Origin of the sequence: uncultured Sphingomonas sp. (assembly GCF_964244265.1) — a bacterium.
Classification (GTDB): Bacteria; Pseudomonadota; Alphaproteobacteria; order Sphingomonadales; family Sphingomonadaceae; genus Sphingomonas.
In genome coordinates this window covers 15464-38979 of the sequence record NZ_CAXTHV010000016.1, presented here as the reverse complement: position 1 = coordinate 38979, position 23516 = coordinate 15464, and the positions used below count along the sequence as shown (strand labels likewise).

Below are 23516 nucleotides of genomic sequence, written 5' to 3'. Positions count from 1 at the left end.
CCTCCCGCGGGCGTCAGAAGTTAAGGCGCAATGTTGCGCCGATCTGCCGCGGATCGCCGATATTGCCGGTGATGAGGCCGGTGTTGGCGGCGCCCAGCGCGGTGAAATAGCGCTGGTCGGTGAGGTTACGCGCCCAGACCGACAGATCGTATCGACCATCAGCGAGGCGCAGGCCGAAGCGGGCGTTGAGCACGCCGTAGCCGGGGATCCGCGTATATTGCGAATTGCTGTCGCTGGTGTCGTTCGAGGAGCGGTGATTGAAATCGAGCCGCGCGTAGAGTTCGTCATCGCCGCCGATGACCCGCACCGGCTGCGCAATGTCGGCGGACAGGCTGTAGATGAACTTGGGCGCATTGGCTAGCTGGACGCCGCTCAGATCCTGGATGATGCTGATGTTGCGGCGGTCGGGCGCGTTCTGGGCGTTGGTATATCCCTGATAGACCGCGTCGTTATACGAGGCCGAGGCGGTGAGGCGGACGAGACGGGTCGGCGCGAATACGAGATCGGCCTCGAAACCGCGCGAGCGTACGCCGGGGATGTTCGAGATATAGCGGATCGACGAGGTCGTGTTGCCGATGAACTCGGTGATCGCCGACTGGTAGTTCTTCACGTCGGTCCAGTAGAGCGCGAAGTTCGCGGTGATGCGGCGATCGAGGAACTGGCTCTTGAGGCCGACCTCATAGGCGTTGACCGTTTCGGGATCGACCACCGGGGACACGCCGTTGGGAAGCTGGCCGAGGCTCAACCCGCCCGACTTGCTGCCGCGCGCGTAGCTCGCATAGGCCAGGATGTCCGGCGCGAGCTTGTAGGCGAGGCTGACCTGACCGGTCAGCGCATCGTCCTTGAGCCCGGTCTTGTAGTAGATCACGGGATAGATCGCATCGCGCAACCCTTGCGCGATCGCGCGGTCGGCGGCGCTCAGCACCGACAGGTCGTTGCCCGATACGGTGCGCTGGTCGAAGATGCCGGTCTTGTCCTCATGGGTGAAGCGCAGGCCGGCGGTCAGGCTCAGGGCGCTGGTGACGTGCCAGGTCGCCTGGCCGAAGGCCGCATAGCTCTTGGTGCGCGGCTCGATGATGGAATCCGATTCGAAGCCGTCATAAGCGTAGTTGGCGAGCGCGCGATTGACCGTGGGGCTGTTCCACACGGCATAGTCCTTGCCGGTCTTGTACTGCCCAAGGCCCTTGACGACCTGCCAGAAGTAATAGAGCCCGGCCACGTAATCGACCGTGTTGGTGCCGTTGGAGGAAAGGCGCAGCTCCTGGCTGAACTGGCGCTGCAAATTGGTGGTGCCGCCCGCGCGGTTGATGTCCAGCGAGGTGTTGTCCTGGTCGTTGAGCGGATACCAGTCCCACCAGCGATAGGCGGTGACCGAGGTGAGGGTGACGCCGCCGAGATCCCAGTCGAGCTTACCCGAGACGCCATAGCCCTCCATGTTCGCCTGGATCGCGGCGTCGGCATCGACCAGCCGGGCGAACGGATCGGCGACATTGTAGGGGACCGCATAGCCGGCGCGCGCGGCACGATCGAGGAAGTTGTTGGTGAGCGGGGCGCCGTTGGCATAGGTCGTGAAGACGCCGACCGTGCTCGCCAGGCGCGAATAGGCGGTCTGTTTCGAATAGTCGCCGATCAGCCGGATCGTCACGGCCGACGACGGCGTCACCAGCACCTGCCCGCGCACGGTCCAGTTCGAGTAATCGTTGATCCGGCGCTTCGTCGCAATGTTGTAGAGCCAGCCGTCATTGTGGGTGTCGGAAACGGTTAGGCGCGCGGCGACCTTGTCGTCGATGATCGGGCCGGTAACACTGGCGCGCAACTGGTAATAACCGCGCTCGCCGCCGCTCGCCTCGGCGCGCAATTCGGGGGTGAAGCTCGGCAGGCGGGTGGTGATGTTGATCGCGCCGGCGGTCGTGTTCTTGCCGAACAGCGTGCCCTGCGGGCCGCGCAGCACCTCGACGCGGTCGAGGTCGATCAGGTCGAACTGCGAGGCGCCGATGCGGCCGTAATAGACATCGTCGACGTAGAAGCCGACGCCGATTTCCAGCCCGTCATTCTGGTTGGCGTTGGAGCCCAGGCCGCGGATGTTGACGAAGGTGTTGCGCGCGTTGTTGTTGCGGATGACGAGGCTGGGCGTCAGGTCCGCGATCTGGACCAGGTTGGTGTAGCCGGTGCGGTCGATCGTCTCGCCGCCGACGACGCTGAGCGCGATCGGCACGTCCTGCGCGCGCTCGGTGCGGCGGCGGGCGGTGACGATGATGTCGCCGGGATTCCGTTCGATGTCCGCGGTCGTCTGCGGCTCGGTGTCTGCCGTCGTTGCGCCGCCCGATGGCGCGGCGGCATCGGCCGGCGCGGTCTGGGCGTGCGCGGGGGCGCTGAAGGCGAGGAGCGCGCCGCCGGTGAGCAGGAGCGTGCGTTGAGGTGTCTTGAACATGGTCATCCCCGTTGTGCGGACGCACGGGCCCGTTTCCGGACGCGCCGCGCGCCGGGGTGCGCCCGCTGATATTCGGCTCGCCCAGCATCATCCCCTACTTGCTCAGTAGGAATTGCATAAAAACTTTATGGCGGGCAATTTAGTCTTCTATTCCCACCATTATGGTTGGATATCTAATAGCGATCAATCCAGCTGCCGCGGCGGCCCGGCGAAGCAGAGCCGGTCACAGGGGGAGAACGCAGATGTACGATCGTCGTGGCGTGCTGCGGGGAACGGCGGCCCTCGGGCTCGGCAGCATGTACCTGGGCGGGGTCGCCTGGTCGCAGGATCGCTCGCCGGTGCGGATGATCCTCCCTTCGGCGACGCACGACACGCTGGCGATCAAGGTGCTGCTCGATACGCCCCCGGCCACGGCGCCGCGGCTGACTATCGACGAGCGCGAGGTCAGGGCGCAGAGGCTCGACCAGGATGGCTATGCCTGGGGCTTCGTCCAATCCGGGCTGGCGGCGGGCCGGCGCTACCAATTGGCGTTGAGCGGGGAAAATGGCGTGTCCCTACGGGCGCCATGGTCGCTGGCGACCCTGCCGCCGCTCGATGCGACGCCCGACCATTTCCGTGTGCTGATCTTTACGTGCGCCGGGGGCGACGAGGCGGCGGGGCCGGACGGATACCTGCCGCTGGCGGCGCGCCACGCGCTGTTCGACCGCGGCCTCTCTTTCCAGCCCGACCTCGCGATCGCCAATGGCGACCACACTTATTGGGACCAGTGGACCGGACTGAAATATGTCGGCAGCGCGGAAAAGCATGCGCGCACCGCCGAGCTGTACCACCGCATCGCCTGGCTCGACGAGGACCAGAGGTTCGATTCGGCGCAGAACCGCCGATCGCTGCGGACCGTGATCGCACGGCAGATCGCGGCGCTGTACGAGGACCGCTTCGCCTCGACGCCGATGCTGTTCATCAGCGACGACCACGATTATTTCGAGAACGACAATGCCGGGCCGTGGGGCTATTCCTTCCCGCCGCGGCCGTTCACGCTGGGCCTGTGGCAGCGCACCGCGGCGATGGCGCATCCCTATGCGCTCGGGCTGCCCAGGCTGCCGCGCTACCATGCCGAGACGGTCGAGACGCTGCGCATCGGCAAGCTGCTGGAGATCGCGACCTATGATTGCCGCCGCGCCTGGTCGACGGGGCATGGCGGGGTGCTGTTCCCCGATGTCGAGGCGTTCCTGGTCGATCGGCTCAAGCGATCCGACGCGCTCCACTATATCCATGCGCCCTCGAATCCGATGGGCTGGTCGAAGGGCGCGCTTGGCGAATGGTATGCCGACGGGCCGCCGGGGGCGACGCCCCAGGGCAACGACAAGGGCTATTGGCCGGTCGGCTGGTTCGAGCAGCACCAGCGACTGGTGAAGGCGCTGACCGGCCAGCGCGGGCGCGCCGCGGTTAGCATCTCGGGGGACTTCCACATGTCGGGGGCGAAGGCGGTCACCCGCAGCGGCGACCTGGACCTGTCCGCCAGCCCGCTCCACACGATCGTGCCGGGCACGATCAGTACCGGCAAGACGGGCTTCCCCAGCAGCGCGCGTGGCGCCTTTCCCTTCACGCCCAAGGCACTGGAGGCGCGCGACCTCGCCGCAACGCAGGAGCGCAACGGCTTCACGATCGTCGACGTGACGCCGTCTGCGATCGACGTGAAGCTCTTCCAGTGGCGCCCGCCCGAGCCGGTGGAGGCGATCGCGTCGCTCCAGCCGGCGGCCAGCTTCGTGATCCCGCGCCCGGCCTAACCGGCGCGTTCCGCCAGCCGGCGTTCCCACGCGAGCGCATCGGCGACGATGCGGTCGAGATCGTCATGTTGCGGCCGCCACGGCAGGACGTCGAGGATCCGGCGATTGTCGGACACCAGTTCGGCTGGGTCGCCCGCGCGGCGGCCCTCGATCCCGCGGGCGATCGTCACCCCGGTCACGCGGTCGACGGCATCGAGCACCTCAAGCACCGAATAGCCGTGGCCATAGCCGCAATTCATCGTGTGGCTCGCCGCCGGATCGGCGATAAGCAGGTCGAGCGCGTGGACATGCGCCGCCGCCAGATCGCTGACATGGATGTAATCGCGCACGCCGGTGCCGTCGGCGGTGGGAAAATCGGTGCCGAACACGGCGACATGACCGCGCCGGCCCGTCGCCACCTCGACGGCGACCTTGATCAGGTGGGTGGCACCGGCGGTCGACTGGCCGCTGCGCCCCGCCGGATCGGCGCCGGCGACATTGAAATAGCGCAATGTGCAGTAATTGAGCGGATGCGCCGCTGCGACATCGGCCAGCATCGCCTCGGTCATCAGCTTTGACATGCCATAGGGATTGATCGGCGCCCGGGGATCGTCCTCGGCGACCGGTATGCGCGCGGGCGTGCCGTACGTCGCGGCGGTCGAGCTGAAGATGAAATGCCTGACCCCGGCCGCGATGACGCTCTCGATCAGCGACCGGCTGGCGGCGGTGTTGTTGCGGTAATATTTGAGCGGGTCGGCGACCGATTCGGGGACGACGACCGAACCGGCAAAGTGCATCACCGCGACCACCGCATGATCGGCGATCGCCGCGCGCACCGCATCCTCGTCCTCGATCGCGGCCTCGACGAAGCTGGCGCGCGGGTCGACCGCCCAGCGGAAGCCGGTGACCAGATTGTCGACGACGACGACGTCCCAGCCGGAATCGAGCAGCGCCAGCACCGCATGGCTGCCGATATAGCCGGCGCCCCCCGTCACCAAGACCGAGCCTTTACTCATCCACGCTACCCTCGATTGTGCGTTCGGCCGTCCCTATGTGCGAAACAGATTGAAAAGGAATGACGGGATGGCGATCGACTATGCCACGCTGGCCGGCGGCTGCTTCTGGTGCACCGAGGCCGTCTACAAGGATGTGATCGGCGTCGAAAGCGTCGAAAGCGGCTATATCGGCGGGACCGTGCCCGACCCGACCTACAAGCAGGTGTGCGGCGGCGGCACCGGCCATGCCGAGGCGATCCGCGTCGGGTTCGATCCGGCCGCGATCAGCTATGGCGAGCTGCTCGACATCTTCTTTGCGACGCATGACCCGACGACGCTCAACCGCCAGGGCAACGACGTCGGCACGCAATATCGCTCGGCGATCTTTCCTGCGTCGTCCGACCAGGGCGACGAGGCGCGCGCGGCGATCGAGCGTGCCGGAGCCGACTGGCCGAACCCGATCGTAACGACGATCGAGCCGATGGCGACCTGGTATCCGGCCGAGGATTACCACCAGGATTATTGGGAGGGCGAGGGCCGGCGCAATCCCTATTGCCAGGCGGTGATCCCGCCCAAGCTGAAGAAACTGCGCAAAAGCTTTGCCGCGCGGTCCAGGGCGGAAGGAGCGATGGGGTAGGCTGCCGCCCCCTCACCCCCGATGCGCGGCGCGCCGCAGGCGGTCGTTGATCGCCTCGCCGATGTCGCGGTCGGGCACCGGCGCAACCGCGATCCTCGACCGGTCCGAGGCATCGGCGCGGTGGAGCTCGTCGAACAGCCGCGCCGCCGCCTCGATCAGGTCGCCGCTCGCCGACAGCGTCGCGTCCCCGCCAGCCGCGCCGAACCCGATATACCATTCGTCCGCGGCGGGCCGCCGGGCATCGATGCGCAGGGGCTTATGCGGGGCATAATGGCTGGCGAGCTGCCCCGGCGCCTCGATCGTCCCCGGCGCGGCGTCGCCGCGATCGAACTGCGCCGGCGCCCCCTCGTCCAGCACGCCTGCAACCTGCCGCGCGGTGATCGGCCCGTGGCGCAGGATGCGGGTCGTCCCGAACGTCGCGCGCACGATCGTCGATTCGATCCCCTGCGCGGTCGGCCCGTCATCGATGATGAGCGCGATCCGGCCGCCCAGGCTTGCCGCGACATGCGCCGCGCGCGTCGGGCTGATCGATCCGCTGGCATTGGCCGACGGCGCCGCCAGCGGACGACCGCAGGCGGCGAGCAAGGCGCGCATCGCGCGATGCGCCGGCACGCGGATCGCCATCGTCTCCAGCCCCGCCGTCACCAGCGAGGCGATCCCCGCCGACCGACTGAGCGGCAGCACCAGCGTCAGCGGCCCGGGCCAGAACGCCTCGGCCAGCGCCCGCGCGCGCGCATCGAGCACCGCCAGTTCCTCGGCGGCCGCCAGGTCGAGGACATGGACGATCAGCGGGTTGAAGCTGGGCCGCCCCTTGACTGCATAGATGCCCGCGACCGCGGCGGCGTCGGTGGCGTCGGCGGCCAGGCCGTACACCGTCTCGGTCGGGATCGCGACGCAGCCGCCCGCCGCGATCACCCGCGCGGCATCGGTGATCGCGGCATTGTCATAGGGCAGGATGCGCGGCGGGAGGATGGCCATCGCCCGGCATTACGACATCGGCATCGGCGGCGGGAGAGTCCGCGCCGGCGGGCCAGGCGTCACGCGCGCTGGCGCTGGATCAACTCGGCCATGTCCAGCCCGAGCAAGTCGATATGCTCGACGATATGCGGCCATTGGTCGTTGAGGAAGCGATCACGCTCGGCGACGCGCAGCCGTTCGTTGGCGCCGGGCAGGACGAACATGCCGACCCCGCGCCGCACTTCGACATAACCGTCGTCCTGGAATCCCTGATAAGCCTTGGCGACGGTCAGCGGGTTGGCGCCATGTTCGGCGGCCAGCGCGCGGACTGACGGCAATTGGTCGCCGGCACGAAATTCTCCGCGCAGGATCGCCGCCGCGATCGTGCCGCGCAGCCGGATATAGACCGGGCTGTCGTCGTTGCTGAGTGCCATGGTGCCTTAATACACCGATCTACGCCTACGTCCAGTCGGCTAGCCACGCCAGACGGTCGCGATCCGGGACAGATCGGGGCGCGGGCGTTCCTCCAGCGGGCGCGACGGCGTGCCGATGAACATGAAGCCCGCAATCCGTTCGGGCGCCGCCCCGAACGCGTCGCGCACCGCGTCCGAATAGGCCGGCCAGCCGGTCAGCCAGCCGCCGGCAAAGCCCGAGGCGTGGGCCGCGTGGAGCAGGTTCATGCACGCCGCGCCCGCCGCCAGTTCCTGCTCCCATGGCGGGATGTGGCTTTCGGTCCTGGGCGAGAACAAGGCCACGACCAGGACCGGCGCCTGATGCGCGAACTGGTCGAGCGCCTCGATCTCCTGGCGACCCGCCTGGGGGCGTTCGGCACGATAGGCCGTGGTGATCAGGTCGGACAATGACGTCCGCCGGTCCTCGGGCACCACCACGAACCGCCACGGCGCGAGCTTGCCATGATCGGGTGTCCGTGCGGCGATCGTCAGGATCCGGTCGAGTTGCGCCATATCGGGGCCCGGCGCCACCAGGTCGCGCGGCTTGCCCGAGCGGCGGGTGGCGAGCAGGCTGAGCGGGCTGGTGGTGTCGTTGAACATGGCGGACATTTAGGGTCGCGCCGGCCGCGCGACAACGCGTGTTTGCCAAGCCGCGATTCGCCGTTACGTTGCCGCGAACAGCATTCCGGCGCGGTCGGACATATCGAAAAGGGTCGCGGCATGGGGTTCAAGAGCATTGCGCTGTGGAACGAGGGCGACTGGATCGGCGCGATCGGCGCGGTGTTCCTGTTCGCGGTGCTGGCGTTCGGCTTCTCGCTGAGTTCGCGCCAGTCGGCCGAAGTGGTCGGCCATCCCAAGGGCCTGTTCGTCCTGTTCTATGCCGAAATGTGGGAACGTTTTTCCTATTACGGCATGCGCGCGCTGCTGATCCTGTATCTCACCAAATTCTGGCTGTTCGGCGACGGCAAGGCGAACCTGATCTACGGCGCCTATACCGCGCTCGTCTACATCACGCCCGTGCTCGGCGGGTATCTGGCGGACCGCTATCTGGGACAGCGCAAGGCGGTGTTCTATGGCGGCGTGCTGCTCGCGGCCGGGCACGGCTTCATGGCGTATGAAGGAATGCACGGCATCGCCGACGCGGCCACCAAGCAGGCCGACCCGGCGATCAACGTGTTCTGGCTGGCGCTGGCGCTGATCATCGTCGGCGCGGGGTTCCTCAAGGCCAACATATCGGTGATGGTCGGCCAGCTCTACCGCCTGACCGACGTACGCCGCGACGGCGCCTACACGATATTCTACATGGGCGTGAATACCGGCGCCGCGCTCGGCACGATCCTGGTCGGCTATCTGGGGGAGACGATCGGCTGGTCCTATGGCTTCGGGCTGGCCGGCATCGGCATGGTCGCGGGCCTGATCATCTTCGTCCTCGGCAAGCCCGCCTTGCAGGGGCGCGGCGAGCCGCCGGTGCCGCTGGCGCGCAGCCGCGAATACATGCTCTACGCCGTCGGCCTGGCCGCGGTCGTGATCATCTGGCTGCTGATCCAATATCAGGGCGTGATCCAGAATCTGCTGGTCGCCGCCGGGCTCGCGATGCTGGCCTATACGCTTTACGAAGCGTTCAAGCTGCCCAAGGAACCGCGCGAACGGATGTTCGCGATCCTGTTCCTGATCGCGCTCAACCCGGTGTTCTGGGGCCTGTTCGAACAGGCCGGCGGGTCGCTCAGCCTCTATACCGATAAGTTCGTCGATCGCGGCGGCGTGCCGACCAGCCTGTTCCAGTCGATCAACCCGATCTACATCGTGCTGCTCGGCCCCGTCTTCGCCTGGCTGTGGACCACGCTCGGCAGGAAGGGACTGGAGCCATCGACACCGGCCAAGTTCGCCTATGCGCTGGCGCTGGTCGGCGCAGGCTTTCTGGTGTTCGTGCTCGGCGCGAACGGCGCGGGCGTGGGGGCGGCGACGCCGGTGCTGTTCGTGTTCCTGCTCTACCTGCTCCACACGATGGCGGAATTGTGCCTGTCCCCGGTCGGCCTGTCGGCGATGAACCGGCTGACCCCGATCCATCTCGCCAGCTTCATCATGGGCGCCTGGTTCTACATGACCGCGGTCGGCAATTTCGTCGCCGGCAAGATCGGCGAGGCAACCGGCGGCGAGAGCGGCGAGATGACCCAGGCAGGCACGCTCCACATCTATTGGTGGATCGGCGTCATCACCATCGGCATCGGCGTGGTCGTATTGGCGCTGTCACCGATCGTGAAGCGCTGGATGCACCTGGAAACGCTGGCCGATCGCGACGAACTGGCGGGACAGGCCCAACTCGGCGAGCCGGCGGCGGCAGGGATGAAGGTGGCGGGCGAGACGGTCTGAGGGCGGCATGGTGGGGCGAGCCCTTCCCGACATCGCTTTTAGGACGGACAATGCGGGGGTGTGATGGTAACGAATATAGTCGACGTTACGCCAGTCTGGCCGGCAGTTTGGGGCACTGTCGCTGACATGGTCGTGGCTGTCGCGGCGGCCATAGGAGTAGTTTTCGGCCTGTTACAACTCGGTCGAATTGCGCAGGAGAACGCCAATCAGGGGAACATCGCGCGTGCCGAACTTATGTTGGAAATTGACGAGCGTTTCGAAGGCAGCGAGATGCGCCATTCGCGCTTAGCTATTCGGACACTCCGTAATCATTGCGAGAAGAAGGCACGTACGGTGTTACGTGCTGGTGCCAACGACGAAGAAGTGATGGAGCGTTCGGCCACACTTTTTCAGAGGAAGTTTCAGGGCTCTACCAAAGATTCAAGACAGCCGATCATCTTAAGACAGACGGTGAGTTGGTCGACGAGCCGGCCGATCGTGACGGGCCGCACTATTTTACCCTAATGCGCCTTCCATATTGGGTGGAAACGGTTGGTCAACTCACACGGCGTGGTCTGTTGCCGCTTGAAGACGTTCTTGATCTATACGACGCTGCGGTTATCGGCATCATGCGCTGCTTCAAGCAACACATTGCTGATCGTTCCAATGACGGACCTCAACGTAACGATCGCTTCCTTGAAAATGCACTTTGGTTGCTCGATGCTGCCGAACAGCGGGAAAGAACCAATGCCGAACGGATGAGGCGCCTCCGGGCGCCAAATCACTCGGGATTGTTCTAGACGCCTTCCTTGTTACGCATACCAGCCTCCTTCGGGTCGCTATATGTGGCAATGAAGCGCGTGGATGTGAAGTGCTAATGCATCCCACGTAAGCAAATCGTGCACTAGATGTGACGAACCGCTCGGCCTCGCCGGCCTCAGCCCGGCAGCGCCTCGACCATCTGGTCGGTCTCGCCGTCCTGGTCCCCGGCGACGCCGCGCGCGGCGATCGTCGCGGTGACCGCGACGTCCATCGTCACGTTGCCCAGCGTCCGGAACAGATCGGGCACCGTCTCCACCGCGACCAGCAGCCCCAGCGCCTCGACCGGCACGCCCATCGCGATCGCCACCGGCGCCACCGACGCAAAGAAGCTGATCGTGCCGGGAAGGCTCACCGACCCCATCGTGGTGATTGCCGCCACCGCGACCCCGATCGCCAGCTGGCCCGCGCCGATCGGCGTGCCGGTCAGGTGCGCGACGTAGAGCGCGACCGCCAGGTTCATCCCCGGGCTGGTCGCGCGAAACACCGCGACCGCGATCGGCAGGACGATGCCCGATATGCTCGCCGGCGCGCCCAGCGCCTCGCTCGACCGCAGCATCGCCGGCAGCGTGGCGAGCGACGACGAGGTGCTGATCGCCACCACCTGACTGGGCAGCACGGCGCGCGCGAACCGCCCGATGCCGGCCCGCGCGCCGATCGCCGCCAGCGGATAGGCCGACAGCAGCACCAGGATACCCATTGCCGAAACGATCGCGATGTAATGCGCCAGGGCGCCGAACGCCGCGGCGCCCGTCGCCATGCCCACGCCCAGCGCCAGGCAGAACACGCCGACCGGCGCCAGCACCAGCACCCAGCCGATGATCACCACCATCGCGTCGGCGATCGCCTGGAAGAAGTCGATCAGCAGCCGGCGCGGCGCCGGCGCCAGCCGGGTGATCGCAAAGGCGAACACCAGCGCGAAGATCGTCAGCGACAGGAAGGCGTCGCCGGCCGCCGCCGCGACGATATTGGTCGGCACGATCGCATCGAAGAACTGGCCCAGCCCCGGTACTTTGCCTGTCGTCTTTGCCGTCGACAAGGACGCGCGCAGCGCCGCGCCCCAGCCGGCGGGCAGCGGAAAGGCGCGCAACAGCAACGGCGTCACCACCGCCGAGACAATCGTGTTGACCCACAGGATGGCGACGAACGCAGCCAGCGCGCGCGCCGCGATCCGGCCGGCGCGCGCCGCCTCGGCCGACGCGGCGATGCCGATCACCAGCAGGGCGACGACCAGCGGCACGATCACCATCTGCAACCCGTGCAGCCATGCCGACGCGATCGGCCTGGTAAAGGCGAGCGCCCACGCCCCGGCATCGGGCGCGCCGTTGGCCAGGCCGATGCCGATGCCCAGCCCCGCAATCAGCGCGATCAGGATCCTCAATGCTTGCGACATGCTCGCCCTTCCCCCGCCGGCGCGCTATCAGGCGCCCCACCGGGAAGACAGCGGACGGGACGCAGGCGAGGATGGCAAGGAAATATTTCGGCACCGACGGTATTCGCGGGCTGACCAACATCGCGCCGATGACTGCGGACATGGCGATGAAGGTCGGCATGGCGGCCGGGGCGCATTTCATGCGCGGCGACCACAAGCACCGGGTGGTGATCGGCAAGGATACGCGGCTGTCGGGCTATATGCTCGAATCGGCGCTGCAGGCCGGGTTCACCAGCGTCGGCATGGACGTGACGCTGGTCGGGCCGATGCCGACCCCGGCGATCGGCATGCTGACGCATTCGATGCGCGCCGATCTGGGGGTGATGATCTCCGCCAGCCACAACCCGTTCGCCGACAATGGCATCAAGCTGTTCGGGCCCGACGGCTACAAGCTGTCCGATGCCGACGAACTGGCGATCGAGGCGCTGATCGATGGCGAGCCCGCGCTGGCGGCGGCGCCGGAAATCGGCCGCGCGCGCCGCGTCGAGGATGCGCGGGGCCGCTACATCCACTTCGCCAAGGCGACCTTTCCGGAGGACCTGACGCTCGACGGCCTCAGGATCGTCGTCGATTGCGCCAACGGTGCCGCGTATCAGGTCGCGCCCTCGGCATTGTGGGAATTGGGCGCGGATGTCATCGCGATCGGCGTCACCCCCGACGGCAAGAACATCAACGACCAGGTCGGATCAACCGCCCCGCAAATTTTGTGCGAGACGGTCGTTGCCAGCGGGGCGCAGATCGGCATCGCGCTGGACGGCGATGCCGACCGGCTGATCGTGGCCGACGAGAATGGCCGGGTGATCGATGGCGACCAGCTGATGGCGGTGATCGCCAGCGGCTGGGCGCGCGCCGGACGGCTGGCGCAGGGCGGACTGGTCGCGACGGTGATGTCGAACCTGGGGCTCGAACGCCATCTATCGGCGCAGGGCATCCGGCTGATCCGCACCGCGGTCGGCGATCGCTATGTGCTGGAGGCGATGCGGGCGCAGGGGTTCAACGTCGGCGGCGAGCAATCGGGGCACATCATCCTGACCGATTACGCGACGACCGGCGACGGGCTGGTCGCGGCCTTGCAGATCCTTGCCGAACTGGTGCGATCGGGCCAGCCGGCGAGCGAGCTGCTGCACCGCTTCCATCCCTTGCCCCAACTCCTCAGGAACGTCCGGTTCAACGGTGGCAAGCCGCTCGACGACGCGACGGTCAGGGCGGTAATCGCCGATGCCCAGGGCGAACTGACCGGCAGGGGCCGGCTGGTGATCCGCCCCTCGGGCACCGAACCGGTGATCCGCGTGATGGCCGAAGGCGAGGATGCCGGCCAGGTCCAGGCGGTGGTCGACCGCATCTGCGACGCGGTAAAGGCGGCGGCGCCATGATCCCGCGCGTCCTCGTCATCGCCGGCTCGGATTCGGGGGGTGGCGCGGGTATCCAGGCGGACATCAAGACCGTCACGATGCTCGGCGGGCACGCGATCACCGCGATCACCGCGATCACCGCGCAGAACACGCGCGGCGTGCAGTCGGTGATGCCGGTCCCGGCCGAGATGGTGCTGGCGCAGATGCGATCGGTGCTTGACGATATCGGCGTCGATGCGGTCAAGATCGGGATGTTGGGGTCGGCGGAGACGGCGCATGCCGTGGCGGACGTGTTGGACGAGATCGAGGCGCCGATGGTATTCGATCCGGTGATGGTCGCGACCAGCGGCGACATGCTGGCCGATGCCGCAACGATCGCGGCGTTCGGGCGGCTTATGGGAATTGCCACGCTGACCACCCCCAATCTCCCGGAGTTCGAAGCGCTCGAACGCCTTCACCTCCTTGCCCGGGACCAGGGGCGCCTCCTGCTCTTGAAAGGGGGTCATTCCAAGGGCGCAACCATCACCGATCGCCTGATCGGACCCCGTGGGGAAATCGCCATCTGGACCAACCCCCGCATCGACACGCGCCACGCCCACGGCACCGGCTGCACGCTGGCGAGCGCGATCGCGACCGGGCTGGGCAGTGGCCTGCCCCTGGTCGACGCGGTGAGTCGAGCCATCGCATTCGTTCGCGCAGCGCTTGCCAACGCACCCGCGCTCGGGGCAGGCCACGGACCGATGGGCCACGCACTCGGCACGATTCCCTTTGACCTGGTGCGCAATGCCTAGCCCCCGGCCGTCGCTGCGCCACGAAAAGCTCTGCCTTGCCCCGGTCGCCGGCGTCGACGAGGCGGGACGCGGGCCGCTCGCCGGGCCGGTGGTCGCCGCCGCCGTCATCCTGCCGGCCAAGGGCATCCCGCGCGGCATCGAAGATTCGAAGAAGCTGCCGGCGACCGAACGCGCCCGGCTGTGCGCGCGGCTTCACGGTTGCGCGGCGGTGGGGATCGGCATCGTCGAGGCGCCGGAGATCGACACGCTCAACATCTATTGGGCAACGATGAAGGCGATGACATTAGCGGTCGAGGCGCTGATCGAGCGCGAAGCCGCCCCGGCGCATATCCTGGTCGACGGCAACCGGCTGCCGCGCTGGACCCATTGCGCGACCGCGATCGTCGGCGGCGACGCAATCAGCCTGTCGATCGCCGCCGCCTCGATCGTCGCCAAGCATACCCGCGACGCGATCATGATCGCGCATGCCGATACCTATCCGCATTATGGCTGGCATTCCAACAAGGGCTATGGTGCCCCCGGTCACTTGCGCGCCCTGCGCGAACATGGCCCCTCCCCGCTTCATCGCCGGTCGTTCGCGCCGGTGGCGCAAACGGTTCTGCCGCTCTGAGTCTTTTTCGCCACACACCAGTAATGGGCCTGTCGATCGGCCAGGACCCAATAGCTTGTCCATGTGGCAAAATGTCCGTTAAGTTAACGATTCCGTAACCGTGCTCGTTAACTAAACTCCGCTTGACCGCAGTCCGCACGGCCGGTTTTCGTGCGCGCGCATTCGGGGGAGTGAACGATGGGGGTGGTCGATAAGGTGGCGCGCGCCGGAACGGTCGAGGCCATGGCCGCCTTCCCGCTGCCGCTCGACCGGATCATCATGGGCGATTGCATCGCCGCGATGCGCGCCCTGCCCGCGAAGTCGGTCGACCTGATCTTCGCCGATCCGCCCTACAACCTCCAACTCGGCGGCGAACTGTCGCGCCCCGACGGCAGCCATGTCGATGCGGTCACCGATGCCTGGGACAAGTTCGATTCGCTCATCACCTATGATCGCTTCACCCGCGCCTGGCTGGCCGAGGCGCGGCGCGTGTTGAAGGACAATGGCGCGCTCTGGGTGATCGGCAGCTACCACAATATCTTCAAGGTCGGCTCGGCGATCCAGGACCTGGGCTATTGGATCCTCAACGACATCGTCTGGCGCAAGGCCAATCCGATGCCCAATTTCAAGGGCACGCGCTTCACCAACGCGCACGAGACGCTGATCTGGGCGTCGATGGGCGAAAAGGCGCGCTACACCTTCAATTATCGCAGCATGAAGACGCTGAACGACGAGTTGCAGATGCGCAGCGACTGGGAATTCCCGATTTGCGGCGGGCCGGAGCGGCTCAAGAAGAACGGCGTCAAGGTCCACCCGACCCAAAAGCCCGAGGCGCTGATCTACCGCATCCTGCTCGCCTGCACCAAGCCTGGCGACATCGTGCTCGATCCGTTCTTCGGCACCGGCACGACCGGCGCCGTGGCGAAACGGCTCGGCCGCCACTGGATCGGGATTGAGCGCGAACCCGGCTATATCGCAGCGGCCGAGGAACGGATCGCCGCCGCACTGCCGCTGGACGAATCGGCGCTGACGACGATGCAGAGCCCCAAGGCCGCCCCGCGAGTCGCCTTCGGCACGCTGGTCGAGAACGGCCTGCTCACCCCCGGCACGGTGCTGAGCGATACCAAGCGGCGCTGGTCGGCGACAGTAGGCGCCGACGGATCGCTTAAAAGCGCGTGCGGTTCGGTCGGCTCGATTCACAAGCTCGGCGCGACGCTGCAGGGGCAACCGGCATGCAACGGCTGGAGCTTCTGGCATTATGAGGCGGCGGACGGGCTCAAGCCGATCGACGCGCTGCGCCAGACCTATCTGCTGGCGACGCAGCCGTAATCCTCCCCGTTTACGGGGAGGATTTGCTAGGACCAACCAATGTCCCTCCACCTTCGTCCCGTCCAGCTCGTCGACACTGCCGTGGGCCGTGACGGCGAGGTGGCGCGGATCGCCGGCGGGATGCAGTGGTTCGCCGCCTATGAGGTGATCGAGGACGGAGCGAAGCGCACGATTGCCGTTGCCGACTTTGCAACGACGCTGGGCGCGAACGACGAACGCGCCGCACGCCTCCATGCCGCGATCACCGCTCCGCGCCCGCCGCTAATGCTGGGCGAGCGCACCCTGCGTTTCGACCAGCCGCAGGTCGCGGGCATCCTCAACGTCACTCCCGACAGCTTTTCCGATGGCGGCGCCACGGGCGATCCCGTCGCCGCCGGGGTAGCGATGGCGGCAGCGGGCGCGGCGCTGATCGATGTCGGCGGCGAATCGACCCGTCCGGGTGCCGCTCTGGTCTGGGAAGGCGACGAGGTGAAGCGGGTCGAGCCGGTCGTGCGCGGGCTGGCGGGCGCCGGCACCCTGGTCTCGATCGACACCCGCAAGGCGGCGGTGATGGCGGCGGCGCTGGCGGCCGGCGCGGCGATCGTCAACGATGTCGCCGCGTTGCTGTGGGACGATTGCGCGCTTGAGGTCGTGGCGAGCGCCCGATGCCCGGTGATCCTGATGCACTCGCCCGATCCGGCCAGGGGGCCGCATGGCGACGGACGCTATGGCAACGTGCTGGCCGACGTGTTCGACTGGCTGGAGGCCCGCGTCGCGGCGGTCGTCACGGGCGGAGTCGATCGGTCGCGGATCATCGTCGATCCCGGCATCGGTTTCGGCAAGACCCTGGCCGACAATCTCGCGCTGCTCAACGGCCTGGCATTGTTCCATGGTCTCGGCTGTCCGGTGATGCTCGGTGCCAGCCGCAAGCGGATGATCGGTGCGCTGTCGAACGAAGCGCCCGCCGACCGGCGGCTCGGCGGCTCGATCGCGCTGGCGCTGAAGGGTGCGGAGGCCGGCGTCCAGCTGCTCCGCGTCCACGACGTAGCGGAGACGGTGCAGGCGCTGAAGGTCTGGCGCGGCCTGCGCGATCAGGCGCTGGTGGGGCGATGAATTGGGTCTGCCTTCGCCGAGAACCACAGGTCGAAGCTACCGTCGAGAACATCAACCTCAGCGCGACTATCAACCTTGCAATGTAGGATTCTTGCCGGCAGCGTCGGCTGGTTCTTTGTCATCGACAGCACCTACTTCCAGACTGCCATGCCGACGGCTACCGGCCGGCGCGCTCTGTTTATCCGGCTGGCCGATTGCGGGGCTGGCCTTTGGGCCATTGCCGCCGGATGGCGGGCGGCATGGCCCGACCCCGTGAACTTTCGTGAACTTTGGACCTCTCTGCAGGCTCGGATCGACCGCCGATCGCCACCGGAACAGGCCGGCAACGGCCCCGGTCGCACCTGACCGTCACGCTGCGTTGTCGATCCCCAGTTCGCCGAGCTTGCGGTAGAGCGTCGATCGCCCGATCCCCAGCCGTCGCGCGACCTCCGTCATGCGGCCGCGATAATGGCCGATGGCGAGGCGGATGACATCGGCTTCGATCTCTTCCAGCGGGCGCAAATTGCCGTCGGGACGAAACAGCGTGACCCCGCCGCTGGTCGCCATCTGACCGCCCGGCGTGGGCGCGCGCGGCGTACCGAGCGCGGCGATCTGCGGAAAGTCGGCGCGGGTCAGCGCATCGCCTTCGCAGAGCACGGCGGCACGGAACAAGGCGTTCTGCAACTGGCGGACATTGCCCGGCCAATTGTACCGCCCGAGCAGCGCGAGCGCGTCATCGGTGATGCCGAGCGGCCGCAGCCCCGGCTGGTCGGCGATCCGCGCGAGCAGATGGCGGGCGAGCGCCGGGATGTCGCCGGTACGCTCGCGCAACGGCGGGATCGTCACGGGGACGACGTTCAGCCGGTAATAGAGGTCCTCGCGGAACCGGCCGCCCTCGACCTCCTCGATCAGCCGCTTGTTGGTGGCGGCGATCACCCGCACGTCGACCTCGCGCATGTGGCGTGCGCCGATCGGGTGGACCTCGCCCGATTGCAGCACCCGCAACAGCTTGACCTGCGCATCGAGCGGCATCTCGCCGATTTCATCCAGGAAGATGGTGCCGCCGTCGGCGTCCTGGAAACGGCCGATCTTGCGTTCGAACGCGCCGGTGAAGGCGCCCTTTTCGTGCCCGAACAATTCACTTTCGACCAGATTGGCGGGAATGGCGCCGCAATTGATCGCGACCATCGGCGTCTTGCCGCGTGGCGAAGCGGCGTGGATCGCCTCCGCCACCACTTCCTTGCCGACGCCGCTCTCCCCCTCGATCAGCACGGGGACGCGCGCCCGCGCCGCCTTGGCCGCGATCGCCAGCGCCGCACGAAAATCGGGCGCGGCGCCGACGATCTCGTCGAACCCGAGCAAGGCGGGGATCTTCTCGGTCAGCGGGCGCAACTCGCCCGCCGCCATCCCGGCCACCGCCGCCTCCAGCGCGCACACCAGCCGTTCGGGGGCGAGCGGCTTGACCAGGAAATCGGTCGCCCCCGCGCGCATCGCCGCGACGGCCTGCGCGACCGATCCATTGGCGGTCAGCATCAGGATCGGCAGTTGCGGCCGGCGCAGGCGCAATTCGGTGACCAGCCGTTCCGCGTCGGCGTCCGGTCCCCAGCTGTCGAGCACTATGGCGTCGAGCTGCATGCCGTCCTGCGTGCCCAACGTCGCGACCGCGGTCTCGGCATCCGGTGCGTACACCGACCGCCAGCCACGCCGCCCCGCGATCGCCGATACCAGTCGGCGCTGCGCGGGTTCCTCGTCGATCAACATCAGGAGGCGCTGTCCGTTGCGCGTCATCCCGCCCCTCTTCGTCCCAAGTCCAGACAGTAACCATAGCGCCCGACCGTAAAGGGGGACTTAAGCCCGGAATGAACCAATCGCGGCCCGGGGGTTGAGGCGATCGAGGCCGCGGTCTAATGCTGGGTCATCAGGCTGAACGACGGGGTGGACATGGCCGACGACACCGACATCAAGACACACGAAGCGACGTATCATTCCATCCTGGGGCTGATGAAATACGGCGCGGGGGCGTGCTTCGTGATCGCGATGATCGTGGTCTTCTTCATCTCGGGCAAATAGCGCCGCCGCGTGAAGATCGCCGTCCTGAAGGAAACCGCGCCCGGCGAACATCGTGTCGCCGCGACGCCCGAGACCGTCAAGAAATTCGCCGCGCTAGGCGCCGCGATTGCGGTTGAGGCGGGCGCCGGCGCCGGCGCCAACGTCACCGACGCCGCCTTTGCCGATGCCGGCGCCGCGGTGGGCGACAGGGCCACGACACTGGCCGGCGCCGACATCGTGCTGGGCGTGCAGGGTCCCGATCCTGATGGACTGGCCGGGGCCGGGGCCGGGGCGTGGATCGTCGCCGGCCTCAACCCGTTCGGCGAGCGCGCCCGCATCGACGGCTATGCCGCCGCCGGGTTCGAGGCGCTGGCGATGGAGTTCATGCCGCGCATCACCCGCGCGCAGTCGATGGACATCCTGTCGTCGCAGTCGAACTTGGCCGGCTACAAGGCGGTGCTGGACGCCGCGGCCGAATATGGCCGCGCCTTTCCCATGATGATGACCGCCGCCGGCACGATCAGCGCGGCCAAATGCTTCGTGATGGGCGTCGGCGTCGCCGGGCTTCAGGCGATCGCGACGGCACGGCGGTTGGGCGCGCAGGTCTCGGCAACCGACGTGCGGTCGGCGACCAAGGAGCAAATCCTCAGCCTGGGCGCCAAACCGATCTTCGTCGAGAACGTCGCCGGGATCGTGGGCGAGGGATTGGGTGGCTATGCGACCGAAATGAGCGAGGAATATCAGAAGGCGCAGGCCGACTTGGTGTCGTCGCATATCGCCAGGCAGGACATCGTCATCACCACCGCCTTGATCCCCGGCCGCGCCGCGCCCCGGCTGGTCTCGGACGCGCAGATCGCAACGATGAAGCCGGGCAGCGTGATCGTCGACCTCGCGGTCGAATCGGGCGGCAATGTCGAGGGTGCGGTGGCGGGCGACGTGGTCGAGCGGCACGGTGTCAAGATCGTCGGCCATCGCAACGTCGCCGGCCGGCTGGCGGCGGATGCCTCGGCGCTGTTCGCGCGCAACCTCTATAATTTCCTCTCGACCTTCTGGAACAAGGAGGCGGGCCGGCCGGTACTCGACGCGGAGATCGGCGACGCGGTGCGGCTGACGCAAGGCGGCGCGGTAGTGAATGCGCGGTTGCTGGCGTAATCGGCGGGAGCCGACAAGCCCCTCTGGGCGATGCGGGCCAATCCCCGTGACTGGCGCATTGGCGATAGGGCCTGACTGGCTGATGTCATGACCGGCTTCATCGACGACAAGCATAATCCCGGCGTCCGCCTTTGGCGGAAGGGTTGGGCGCGCGCGATCTTTTCCGGCGTCATGGCCGTCTTCATCGGCACGCTTGCGCTGGGCATGACCGGGCTGGCGCTGTGGCTGATGGTGGCGATGAGGGGCGGCGTCGGCATCGGCCTGTTCATGGCTGCGATCGCGGCGTTCCAATGGGCGCTGGTCGCCTATGTCTGGCGCGACAGCCGGGGCAGACGCGGCGGGAGGATTGCGATCTCCGATGCCGAAATCGACCTCGTGCTGCCGGCCAACCGCTCGCTGATCTATCGGCCGCCCGCCTGCCGCGCGCATCTCGCCTGGAGCGAGGTGGCGGGCGTCAGCACCCGGCTCGAAGCCTATGGCGCGCAGGGCATGGCGATGCTGCAACGGCCCTATTGGCTGATGCGGTGGGTGTGGATCACCGGCGCATTGGCCGGCATGGCCGGCTTGGTGATGATCCCGGGCATGGCGTTCGGCTGACCGCTCGACAGCGGGCGTCGAAGCCGCCAATACCGGCGGTAACGGAGAACCGCGATGGACTTTGTAGGGATCCTGTCGATCTTCGTAATGGCCTGTTTCGTCGGCTATTACGTCGTCTGGTCGGTTACGCCGGCGCTGCACACGCCGCTGATGGCGGTGACCAACGCGATCTCGAGCGTGATCATCGTCGGCGCGCTGATCGCCAGCGCGGCGGTCGGGCTGGGCGCGACGGGCGCGACCTCGAAATGGCTGGGGCTGCTGGCGGTGGTGCTGGCCAGCGTCAACATCTTCGGCGGCTTTGCGGTGACCGCGCGGATGCTGGCGATGTACAAGAAGAAGGTGCGCTGAGGATGGAAGGGCTTTCCCGGAATCCCTGGGCTGCCGTTGCCTATCTCGTCGCAGGCATATGCTTCATCCTGGCCTTGCGTGGACTGTCGAGCCCGACCTCAAGCCAGCGTGGCAACCGCTTCGGCATGATCGGCATGACGATCGCGGTGGCGACGACGCTGATCGTGCACGTACCGCGGCTCGACTTGGTGACGATCGACCTCGCAGCGATGGTCGAAATCCTCGCTGCCATCGCCCTGGGTGCCGCGATCGGCATCGTCACCGCGCGGCGGATCGCGATGACCGACATGCCGCAATTGGTGGCGGCATTCCACTCGCTGGTCGGCCTGGCCGCGGTGCTGGTCGCGGGCGCGGCGTTCCTCAATCCGCAGGCGTTCGGCATCGCCGACGAGGCGAGCCGCATCTTCACCCAGAGCCGCGTGGAAATGGGCCTGGGCGTCGCGATCGGCGCGATCACCTTTTCGGGTTCGGTCATCGCCTTCCTCAAGCTCAACGGCAACATGGGCGGCAAGCCGATCATGCTGCCCGGGCGCCACATCATCAACCTCGCCGTGCTGGCCGGCATCCTTGGGCTGATCGCGTATTTCACGCAGGACCAGGCGCCGTGGGTGTTCTGGACGATCACGGGACTTAGCTTCGCGATCGGCTTTTTGCTGATCATCCCGATCGGCGGGGCGGACATGCCGGTCGTGGTGTCGATGCTCAACAGCTATTCGGGCTGGGCCGCAGCGGCGATGGGCTTCACGCTGCACAACACCGCGATGATCATCACCGGCGCCTTGGTCGGATCGTCGGGCGCGATCCTCAGCTACATCATGTGCCGCGCGATGAACCGCAGCTTCATCAGCGTGATCGCCGGCGGGTTCGGCAGCGACAGCGGCGGGGTGGCGGCGGCCGCGACCGACCGGCCCTGGAAACGCGGATCGGCCGAGGACGCTGCGTTCCTGATGAGCCAGGCCGAACAGGTCATCATCGTCCCCGGCTACGGCATGGCGGTGGCGCAGGCGCAGCATGTCCTGCGCGAGATGGCCGACAAGCTGAAGGAAGAGGGCGTCCGGGTGAAATACGCCATCCACCCCGTCGCGGGGCGTATGCCCGGCCATATGAACGTCCTGCTCGCCGAAGCCAACGTGCCGTATGACGAGGTGTTCGAGCTGGAGGACATCAACTCCGAATTCGCGCAGACCGACGTCGCGTTCATCATCGGCGCCAACGATGTGGTCAATCCGGCGGCCAAGACCGACAAGAGCTCGCCGATCTACGGCATGCCGGTATTCGACGTGAACAAGGCCAAGACCGTGCTGTTCATCAAGCGGTCGATGGGCGGCGTCGGCTATGCCGGCGTCGACAACGACGTGTTCTACCAGGACAATACGATGATGCTCCTCGCCGACGCCAAGAAGATGGTCGAGGAAATCGTGAAGTCGCTGGGTTGATCGCATGATCGCGCCGTATGTGGCCGATACCGCTCCGGCAGCGGTGATCGTCGCCGATGGCGACATCGCCACCCTGTCGGGCATCGTGCTGGCGGGGGGCGGGCGCGTCGCGGACACGACGACCTGGGCTGGAGCAGCCGACTTGCTGGACCGAGCGGGGAGCATTCACCTGATCCTCGTCGATACGGTCGGCGCCGCCGAATGCGACATCGCTGACGTCCTGCCCACCATCGATAGGCTGGCGCGCACTACCGGCGCCCGGGTCGTGATGGTCCTGTCGACCGATCAGATCGACCTTGTTTCGGTCAGCCTGTTCGGGCCGCATGTCGACCTGCAATGCGATTCCGCGCCGGCGATCCTGGCTGGCGCCGTGGCGCTGGCGCTGGTCGCGGGCGCCCCTATGTCCCACGACCGTGCGCGCGACGGCGATGTGGAAAGACTGCGGCGCCTCAGCGAGGAAGTGGCGCGGATCGCCGTAATGCTGACGCGGCTGGCCGCCCCGGATTACAGCCCGACTCGCGCCGATGCCGTGTCGGACAGCAAGCGCGGCTATTCTCCCCCGCCGGATCTCTCGGCCCCGCCGGTCGCCGCCGCCGACATACGCCGCGCGATCCGCGCCCGTCGCTTGCGCGACCAGCAATTTCCCGATGGTCTGTTCGAGGATCCGGCCTGGGACATGCTGCTCGATCTATATGCCGCCCAGCTGGAAGGCGCGCAGGTGTCGGTGTCCAGCTTGTGCATCGCCGCGGCGGTGCCACCGACCACGGCCTTGCGCTGGCTCGGGCGGATGACCGAAATGGGCCTGTTCGAGCGCCAGCCGGATCCTGCCGACCGCCGCCGCATCTTCATGGTGCTGAGCGCAACCACGCGCGAGCGGATGCAGCGTTACTTCGCCTTGCTGGCGCAGGCTGGGCTGCCGATCACGTGACGGCTTGCGCCCGAGCACGCGGCGGGCCAAGCATGG

The 23516-nt window shown here is 67.1% G+C and carries 23 protein-coding genes; 16 read left to right on the top strand and 7 right to left on the bottom strand.

Annotation, left to right across the window (positions count from 1 at the left end):
* Window positions 1-13 precede the first annotated feature (13 nt).
* Window positions 14-2431 carry a TonB-dependent receptor gene (locus ACFE7K_RS08370; RefSeq protein WP_375397731.1) on the bottom strand — a complete coding sequence of 806 codons (2418 nt, stop codon included), beginning with the start codon at window positions 2429-2431 and terminating at the stop codon, window positions 14-16.
* Window positions 2432-2673: 242 nt separating this feature from the next.
* Between ACFE7K_RS08370 and ACFE7K_RS08365 the strand changes: the two genes are divergently transcribed.
* Window positions 2674-4218: a hypothetical protein gene (locus ACFE7K_RS08365; protein ID WP_375397730.1), complete on the top strand. Its 1545-nt coding sequence runs from the start codon at window positions 2674-2676 to the stop codon at window positions 4216-4218.
* Here the strand turns inward: ACFE7K_RS08365 and galE are convergent.
* Window positions 4215-5213, bottom strand: a complete 999-nt coding sequence (gene galE, locus ACFE7K_RS08360; RefSeq protein WP_375397729.1) for a UDP-glucose 4-epimerase GalE — start codon at window positions 5211-5213, stop codon at window positions 4215-4217. The two genes, ACFE7K_RS08365 and galE, sit on opposite strands and share 4 nt — an antisense overlap.
* A 67-nt stretch (window positions 5214-5280) precedes the next feature.
* Between galE and msrA the strand changes: the two genes are divergently transcribed.
* A complete protein-coding gene (gene msrA, locus ACFE7K_RS08355; protein ID WP_375397728.1) occupies window positions 5281-5829 on the top strand; it encodes a peptide-methionine (S)-S-oxide reductase MsrA in 549 nt (182 codons plus the stop codon).
* 12 nt (window positions 5830-5841) lie between these two features.
* Here msrA and ACFE7K_RS08350 read toward each other — a convergent pair whose 3' ends face one another.
* From ACFE7K_RS08350 to ACFE7K_RS08340, 3 genes are read right to left on the bottom strand one after another with little or no spacing between them, the layout of a single operon-like run.
* On the bottom strand, window positions 5842-6807 hold the full coding sequence (locus tag ACFE7K_RS08350; RefSeq protein WP_375397727.1) for an L-threonylcarbamoyladenylate synthase: 966 nt from the start codon (window positions 6805-6807) through the stop codon (window positions 5842-5844).
* Window positions 6808-6866: 59 nt separating this feature from the next.
* Window positions 6867-7220 carry a GntR family transcriptional regulator gene (locus tag ACFE7K_RS08345; RefSeq protein WP_375397726.1) on the bottom strand — a complete coding sequence of 118 codons (354 nt, stop codon included), beginning with the start codon at window positions 7218-7220 and terminating at the stop codon, window positions 6867-6869.
* Window positions 7221-7259: 39 nt separating this feature from the next.
* The gene (locus ACFE7K_RS08340) at window positions 7260-7838 is read right to left on the bottom strand and encodes a nitroreductase (RefSeq protein ID WP_375397725.1); all 579 of its coding nucleotides are present in this window, start codon (window positions 7836-7838) and stop codon (window positions 7260-7262) included.
* Between the two features lie 120 nt (window positions 7839-7958).
* Here ACFE7K_RS08340 and ACFE7K_RS08335 point away from each other — a divergent pair, with 120 nt between their 5' ends.
* The 3 genes from ACFE7K_RS08335 (at window position 7959) to ACFE7K_RS08325 (ending at window position 10387) form a co-directional block, all read left to right on the top strand.
* Window positions 7959-9608, top strand: a complete 1650-nt coding sequence (locus ACFE7K_RS08335) for a peptide MFS transporter (RefSeq protein ID WP_375397724.1) — start codon at window positions 7959-7961, stop codon at window positions 9606-9608.
* 126 nt (window positions 9609-9734) lie between these two features.
* Complete coding sequence (locus ACFE7K_RS08330) at window positions 9735-10112, top strand: hypothetical protein (RefSeq protein ID WP_375397723.1); 378 nt, start codon at window positions 9735-9737, stop codon at window positions 10110-10112.
* Window positions 10113-10129: 17 nt separating this feature from the next.
* Complete coding sequence (locus ACFE7K_RS08325) at window positions 10130-10387, top strand: hypothetical protein (protein WP_375397722.1); 258 nt, start codon at window positions 10130-10132, stop codon at window positions 10385-10387.
* A gap of 137 nt (window positions 10388-10524) precedes the next feature.
* Here ACFE7K_RS08325 and ACFE7K_RS08320 read toward each other — a convergent pair whose 3' ends face one another.
* Window positions 10525-11799: a dicarboxylate/amino acid:cation symporter gene (locus ACFE7K_RS08320; protein ID WP_375397721.1), complete on the bottom strand. Its 1275-nt coding sequence runs from the start codon at window positions 11797-11799 to the stop codon at window positions 10525-10527.
* A 71-nt stretch (window positions 11800-11870) separates the two neighbouring features.
* On the opposite strand from ACFE7K_RS08320, the gene glmM reads away from it, so the two are divergent.
* From glmM to folP, 5 genes are all read left to right on the top strand, one after another.
* The gene (gene glmM / locus ACFE7K_RS08315) at window positions 11871-13211 is read left to right on the top strand and encodes a phosphoglucosamine mutase (protein ID WP_375397720.1); all 1341 of its coding nucleotides are present in this window, start codon (window positions 11871-11873) and stop codon (window positions 13209-13211) included.
* Window positions 13208-13981, top strand: coding sequence for a bifunctional hydroxymethylpyrimidine kinase/phosphomethylpyrimidine kinase (gene thiD / locus ACFE7K_RS08310; RefSeq protein ID WP_375397719.1), 774 nt, complete (start codon window positions 13208-13210; stop codon window positions 13979-13981). The genes glmM and thiD overlap by 4 nt, the downstream gene beginning before the upstream one ends.
* Window positions 13974-14591, top strand: coding sequence for a ribonuclease HII (locus ACFE7K_RS08305; protein WP_375397718.1), 618 nt, complete (start codon window positions 13974-13976; stop codon window positions 14589-14591). The genes thiD and ACFE7K_RS08305 overlap by 8 nt, the downstream gene beginning before the upstream one ends.
* Window positions 14592-14768: 177 nt before the next feature.
* Window positions 14769-15899 (top strand): site-specific DNA-methyltransferase, encoded by a 1131-nt coding sequence (locus ACFE7K_RS08300; RefSeq protein WP_375397717.1) that lies wholly within the window; start codon window positions 14769-14771, stop codon window positions 15897-15899.
* Window positions 15900-15938: 39 nt separating this feature from the next.
* Complete coding sequence (folP, locus tag ACFE7K_RS08295; RefSeq protein ID WP_375397716.1) at window positions 15939-16991, top strand: dihydropteroate synthase; 1053 nt, start codon at window positions 15939-15941, stop codon at window positions 16989-16991.
* A gap of 348 nt (window positions 16992-17339) precedes the next feature.
* Here folP and ACFE7K_RS08290 read toward each other — a convergent pair whose 3' ends face one another.
* Complete coding sequence (locus tag ACFE7K_RS08290) at window positions 17340-18758, bottom strand: sigma-54-dependent transcriptional regulator (RefSeq protein ID WP_375397715.1); 1419 nt, start codon at window positions 18756-18758, stop codon at window positions 17340-17342.
* A gap of 153 nt (window positions 18759-18911) precedes the next feature.
* On the opposite strand from ACFE7K_RS08290, the gene ACFE7K_RS08285 reads away from it, so the two are divergent.
* The 6 genes from ACFE7K_RS08285 to ACFE7K_RS08260 all read left to right on the top strand — a co-directional run bounded on the left by ACFE7K_RS08285 (window position 18912) and on the right by ACFE7K_RS08260 (window position 23480).
* The gene (locus ACFE7K_RS08285; RefSeq protein ID WP_375397714.1) at window positions 18912-19040 is read left to right on the top strand and encodes an aa3-type cytochrome c oxidase subunit IV; all 129 of its coding nucleotides are present in this window, start codon (window positions 18912-18914) and stop codon (window positions 19038-19040) included.
* Window positions 19041-19049: 9 nt separating this feature from the next.
* The gene (locus ACFE7K_RS08280; RefSeq protein ID WP_375397713.1) at window positions 19050-20171 is read left to right on the top strand and encodes an NAD(P) transhydrogenase subunit alpha; all 1122 of its coding nucleotides are present in this window, start codon (window positions 19050-19052) and stop codon (window positions 20169-20171) included.
* A gap of 87 nt (window positions 20172-20258) precedes the next feature.
* On the top strand, window positions 20259-20768 hold the full coding sequence (locus ACFE7K_RS08275) for a hypothetical protein (RefSeq protein ID WP_375397712.1): 510 nt from the start codon (window positions 20259-20261) through the stop codon (window positions 20766-20768).
* Between the two features lie 54 nt (window positions 20769-20822).
* Window positions 20823-21116 (top strand): proton-translocating transhydrogenase family protein, encoded by a 294-nt coding sequence (locus tag ACFE7K_RS08270; RefSeq protein ID WP_375397711.1) that lies wholly within the window; start codon window positions 20823-20825, stop codon window positions 21114-21116.
* 2 nt (window positions 21117-21118) lie between these two features.
* Window positions 21119-22552 (top strand): NAD(P)(+) transhydrogenase (Re/Si-specific) subunit beta, encoded by a 1434-nt coding sequence (locus ACFE7K_RS08265; protein ID WP_375397710.1) that lies wholly within the window; start codon window positions 21119-21121, stop codon window positions 22550-22552.
* A gap of 4 nt (window positions 22553-22556) precedes the next feature.
* Entirely contained in the window at window positions 22557-23480 is a 924-nt protein-coding gene (locus ACFE7K_RS08260; RefSeq protein ID WP_375397709.1) for a winged helix DNA-binding protein, read from the top strand.
* Window positions 23481-23516: the final 36 nt, after the last annotated feature.

Bases quoted from the DNA above. Each gene is read 5' to 3' on its own strand.
- ACFE7K_RS08370 (WP_375397731.1), bottom strand. From the start codon at position 2,431: ATGTTCAAGACACCTCAACGCACGCTCCTGCTCACCGGCGGCGCGCTC.
- ACFE7K_RS08365 (WP_375397730.1), top strand. From the start codon at position 2,674: ATGTACGATCGTCGTGGCGTGCTGCGGGGAACGGCGGCCCTCGGGCTC.
- galE (WP_375397729.1), bottom strand. From the start codon at position 5,213: ATGAGTAAAGGCTCGGTCTTGGTGACGGGGGGCGCCGGCTATATCGGC.
- msrA (WP_375397728.1), top strand. From the start codon at position 5,281: ATGGCGATCGACTATGCCACGCTGGCCGGCGGCTGCTTCTGGTGCACC.
- ACFE7K_RS08350 (WP_375397727.1), bottom strand. From the start codon at position 6,807: ATGGCCATCCTCCCGCCGCGCATCCTGCCCTATGACAATGCCGCGATC.
- ACFE7K_RS08345 (WP_375397726.1), bottom strand. From the start codon at position 7,220: ATGGCACTCAGCAACGACGACAGCCCGGTCTATATCCGGCTGCGCGGC.
- ACFE7K_RS08340 (WP_375397725.1), bottom strand. From the start codon at position 7,838: ATGTTCAACGACACCACCAGCCCGCTCAGCCTGCTCGCCACCCGCCGC.
- ACFE7K_RS08335 (WP_375397724.1), top strand. From the start codon at position 7,959: ATGGGGTTCAAGAGCATTGCGCTGTGGAACGAGGGCGACTGGATCGGC.
- ACFE7K_RS08330 (WP_375397723.1), top strand. From the start codon at position 9,735: ATGGTCGTGGCTGTCGCGGCGGCCATAGGAGTAGTTTTCGGCCTGTTA.
- ACFE7K_RS08320 (WP_375397721.1), bottom strand. From the start codon at position 11,799: ATGTCGCAAGCATTGAGGATCCTGATCGCGCTGATTGCGGGGCTGGGC.
- glmM (WP_375397720.1), top strand. From the start codon at position 11,871: ATGGCAAGGAAATATTTCGGCACCGACGGTATTCGCGGGCTGACCAAC.
- thiD (WP_375397719.1), top strand. From the start codon at position 13,208: ATGATCCCGCGCGTCCTCGTCATCGCCGGCTCGGATTCGGGGGGTGGC.
- ACFE7K_RS08305 (WP_375397718.1), top strand. From the start codon at position 13,974: ATGCCTAGCCCCCGGCCGTCGCTGCGCCACGAAAAGCTCTGCCTTGCC.
- ACFE7K_RS08300 (WP_375397717.1), top strand. From the start codon at position 14,769: ATGGGGGTGGTCGATAAGGTGGCGCGCGCCGGAACGGTCGAGGCCATG.
- folP (WP_375397716.1), top strand. From the start codon at position 15,939: ATGTCCCTCCACCTTCGTCCCGTCCAGCTCGTCGACACTGCCGTGGGC.
- ACFE7K_RS08290 (WP_375397715.1), bottom strand. From the start codon at position 18,758: ATGACGCGCAACGGACAGCGCCTCCTGATGTTGATCGACGAGGAACCC.
- ACFE7K_RS08285 (WP_375397714.1), top strand. From the start codon at position 18,912: ATGGCCGACGACACCGACATCAAGACACACGAAGCGACGTATCATTCC.
- ACFE7K_RS08275 (WP_375397712.1), top strand. From the start codon at position 20,259: ATGACCGGCTTCATCGACGACAAGCATAATCCCGGCGTCCGCCTTTGG.
- ACFE7K_RS08270 (WP_375397711.1), top strand. From the start codon at position 20,823: ATGGACTTTGTAGGGATCCTGTCGATCTTCGTAATGGCCTGTTTCGTC.
- ACFE7K_RS08265 (WP_375397710.1), top strand. From the start codon at position 21,119: ATGGAAGGGCTTTCCCGGAATCCCTGGGCTGCCGTTGCCTATCTCGTC.
- ACFE7K_RS08260 (WP_375397709.1), top strand. From the start codon at position 22,557: ATGATCGCGCCGTATGTGGCCGATACCGCTCCGGCAGCGGTGATCGTC.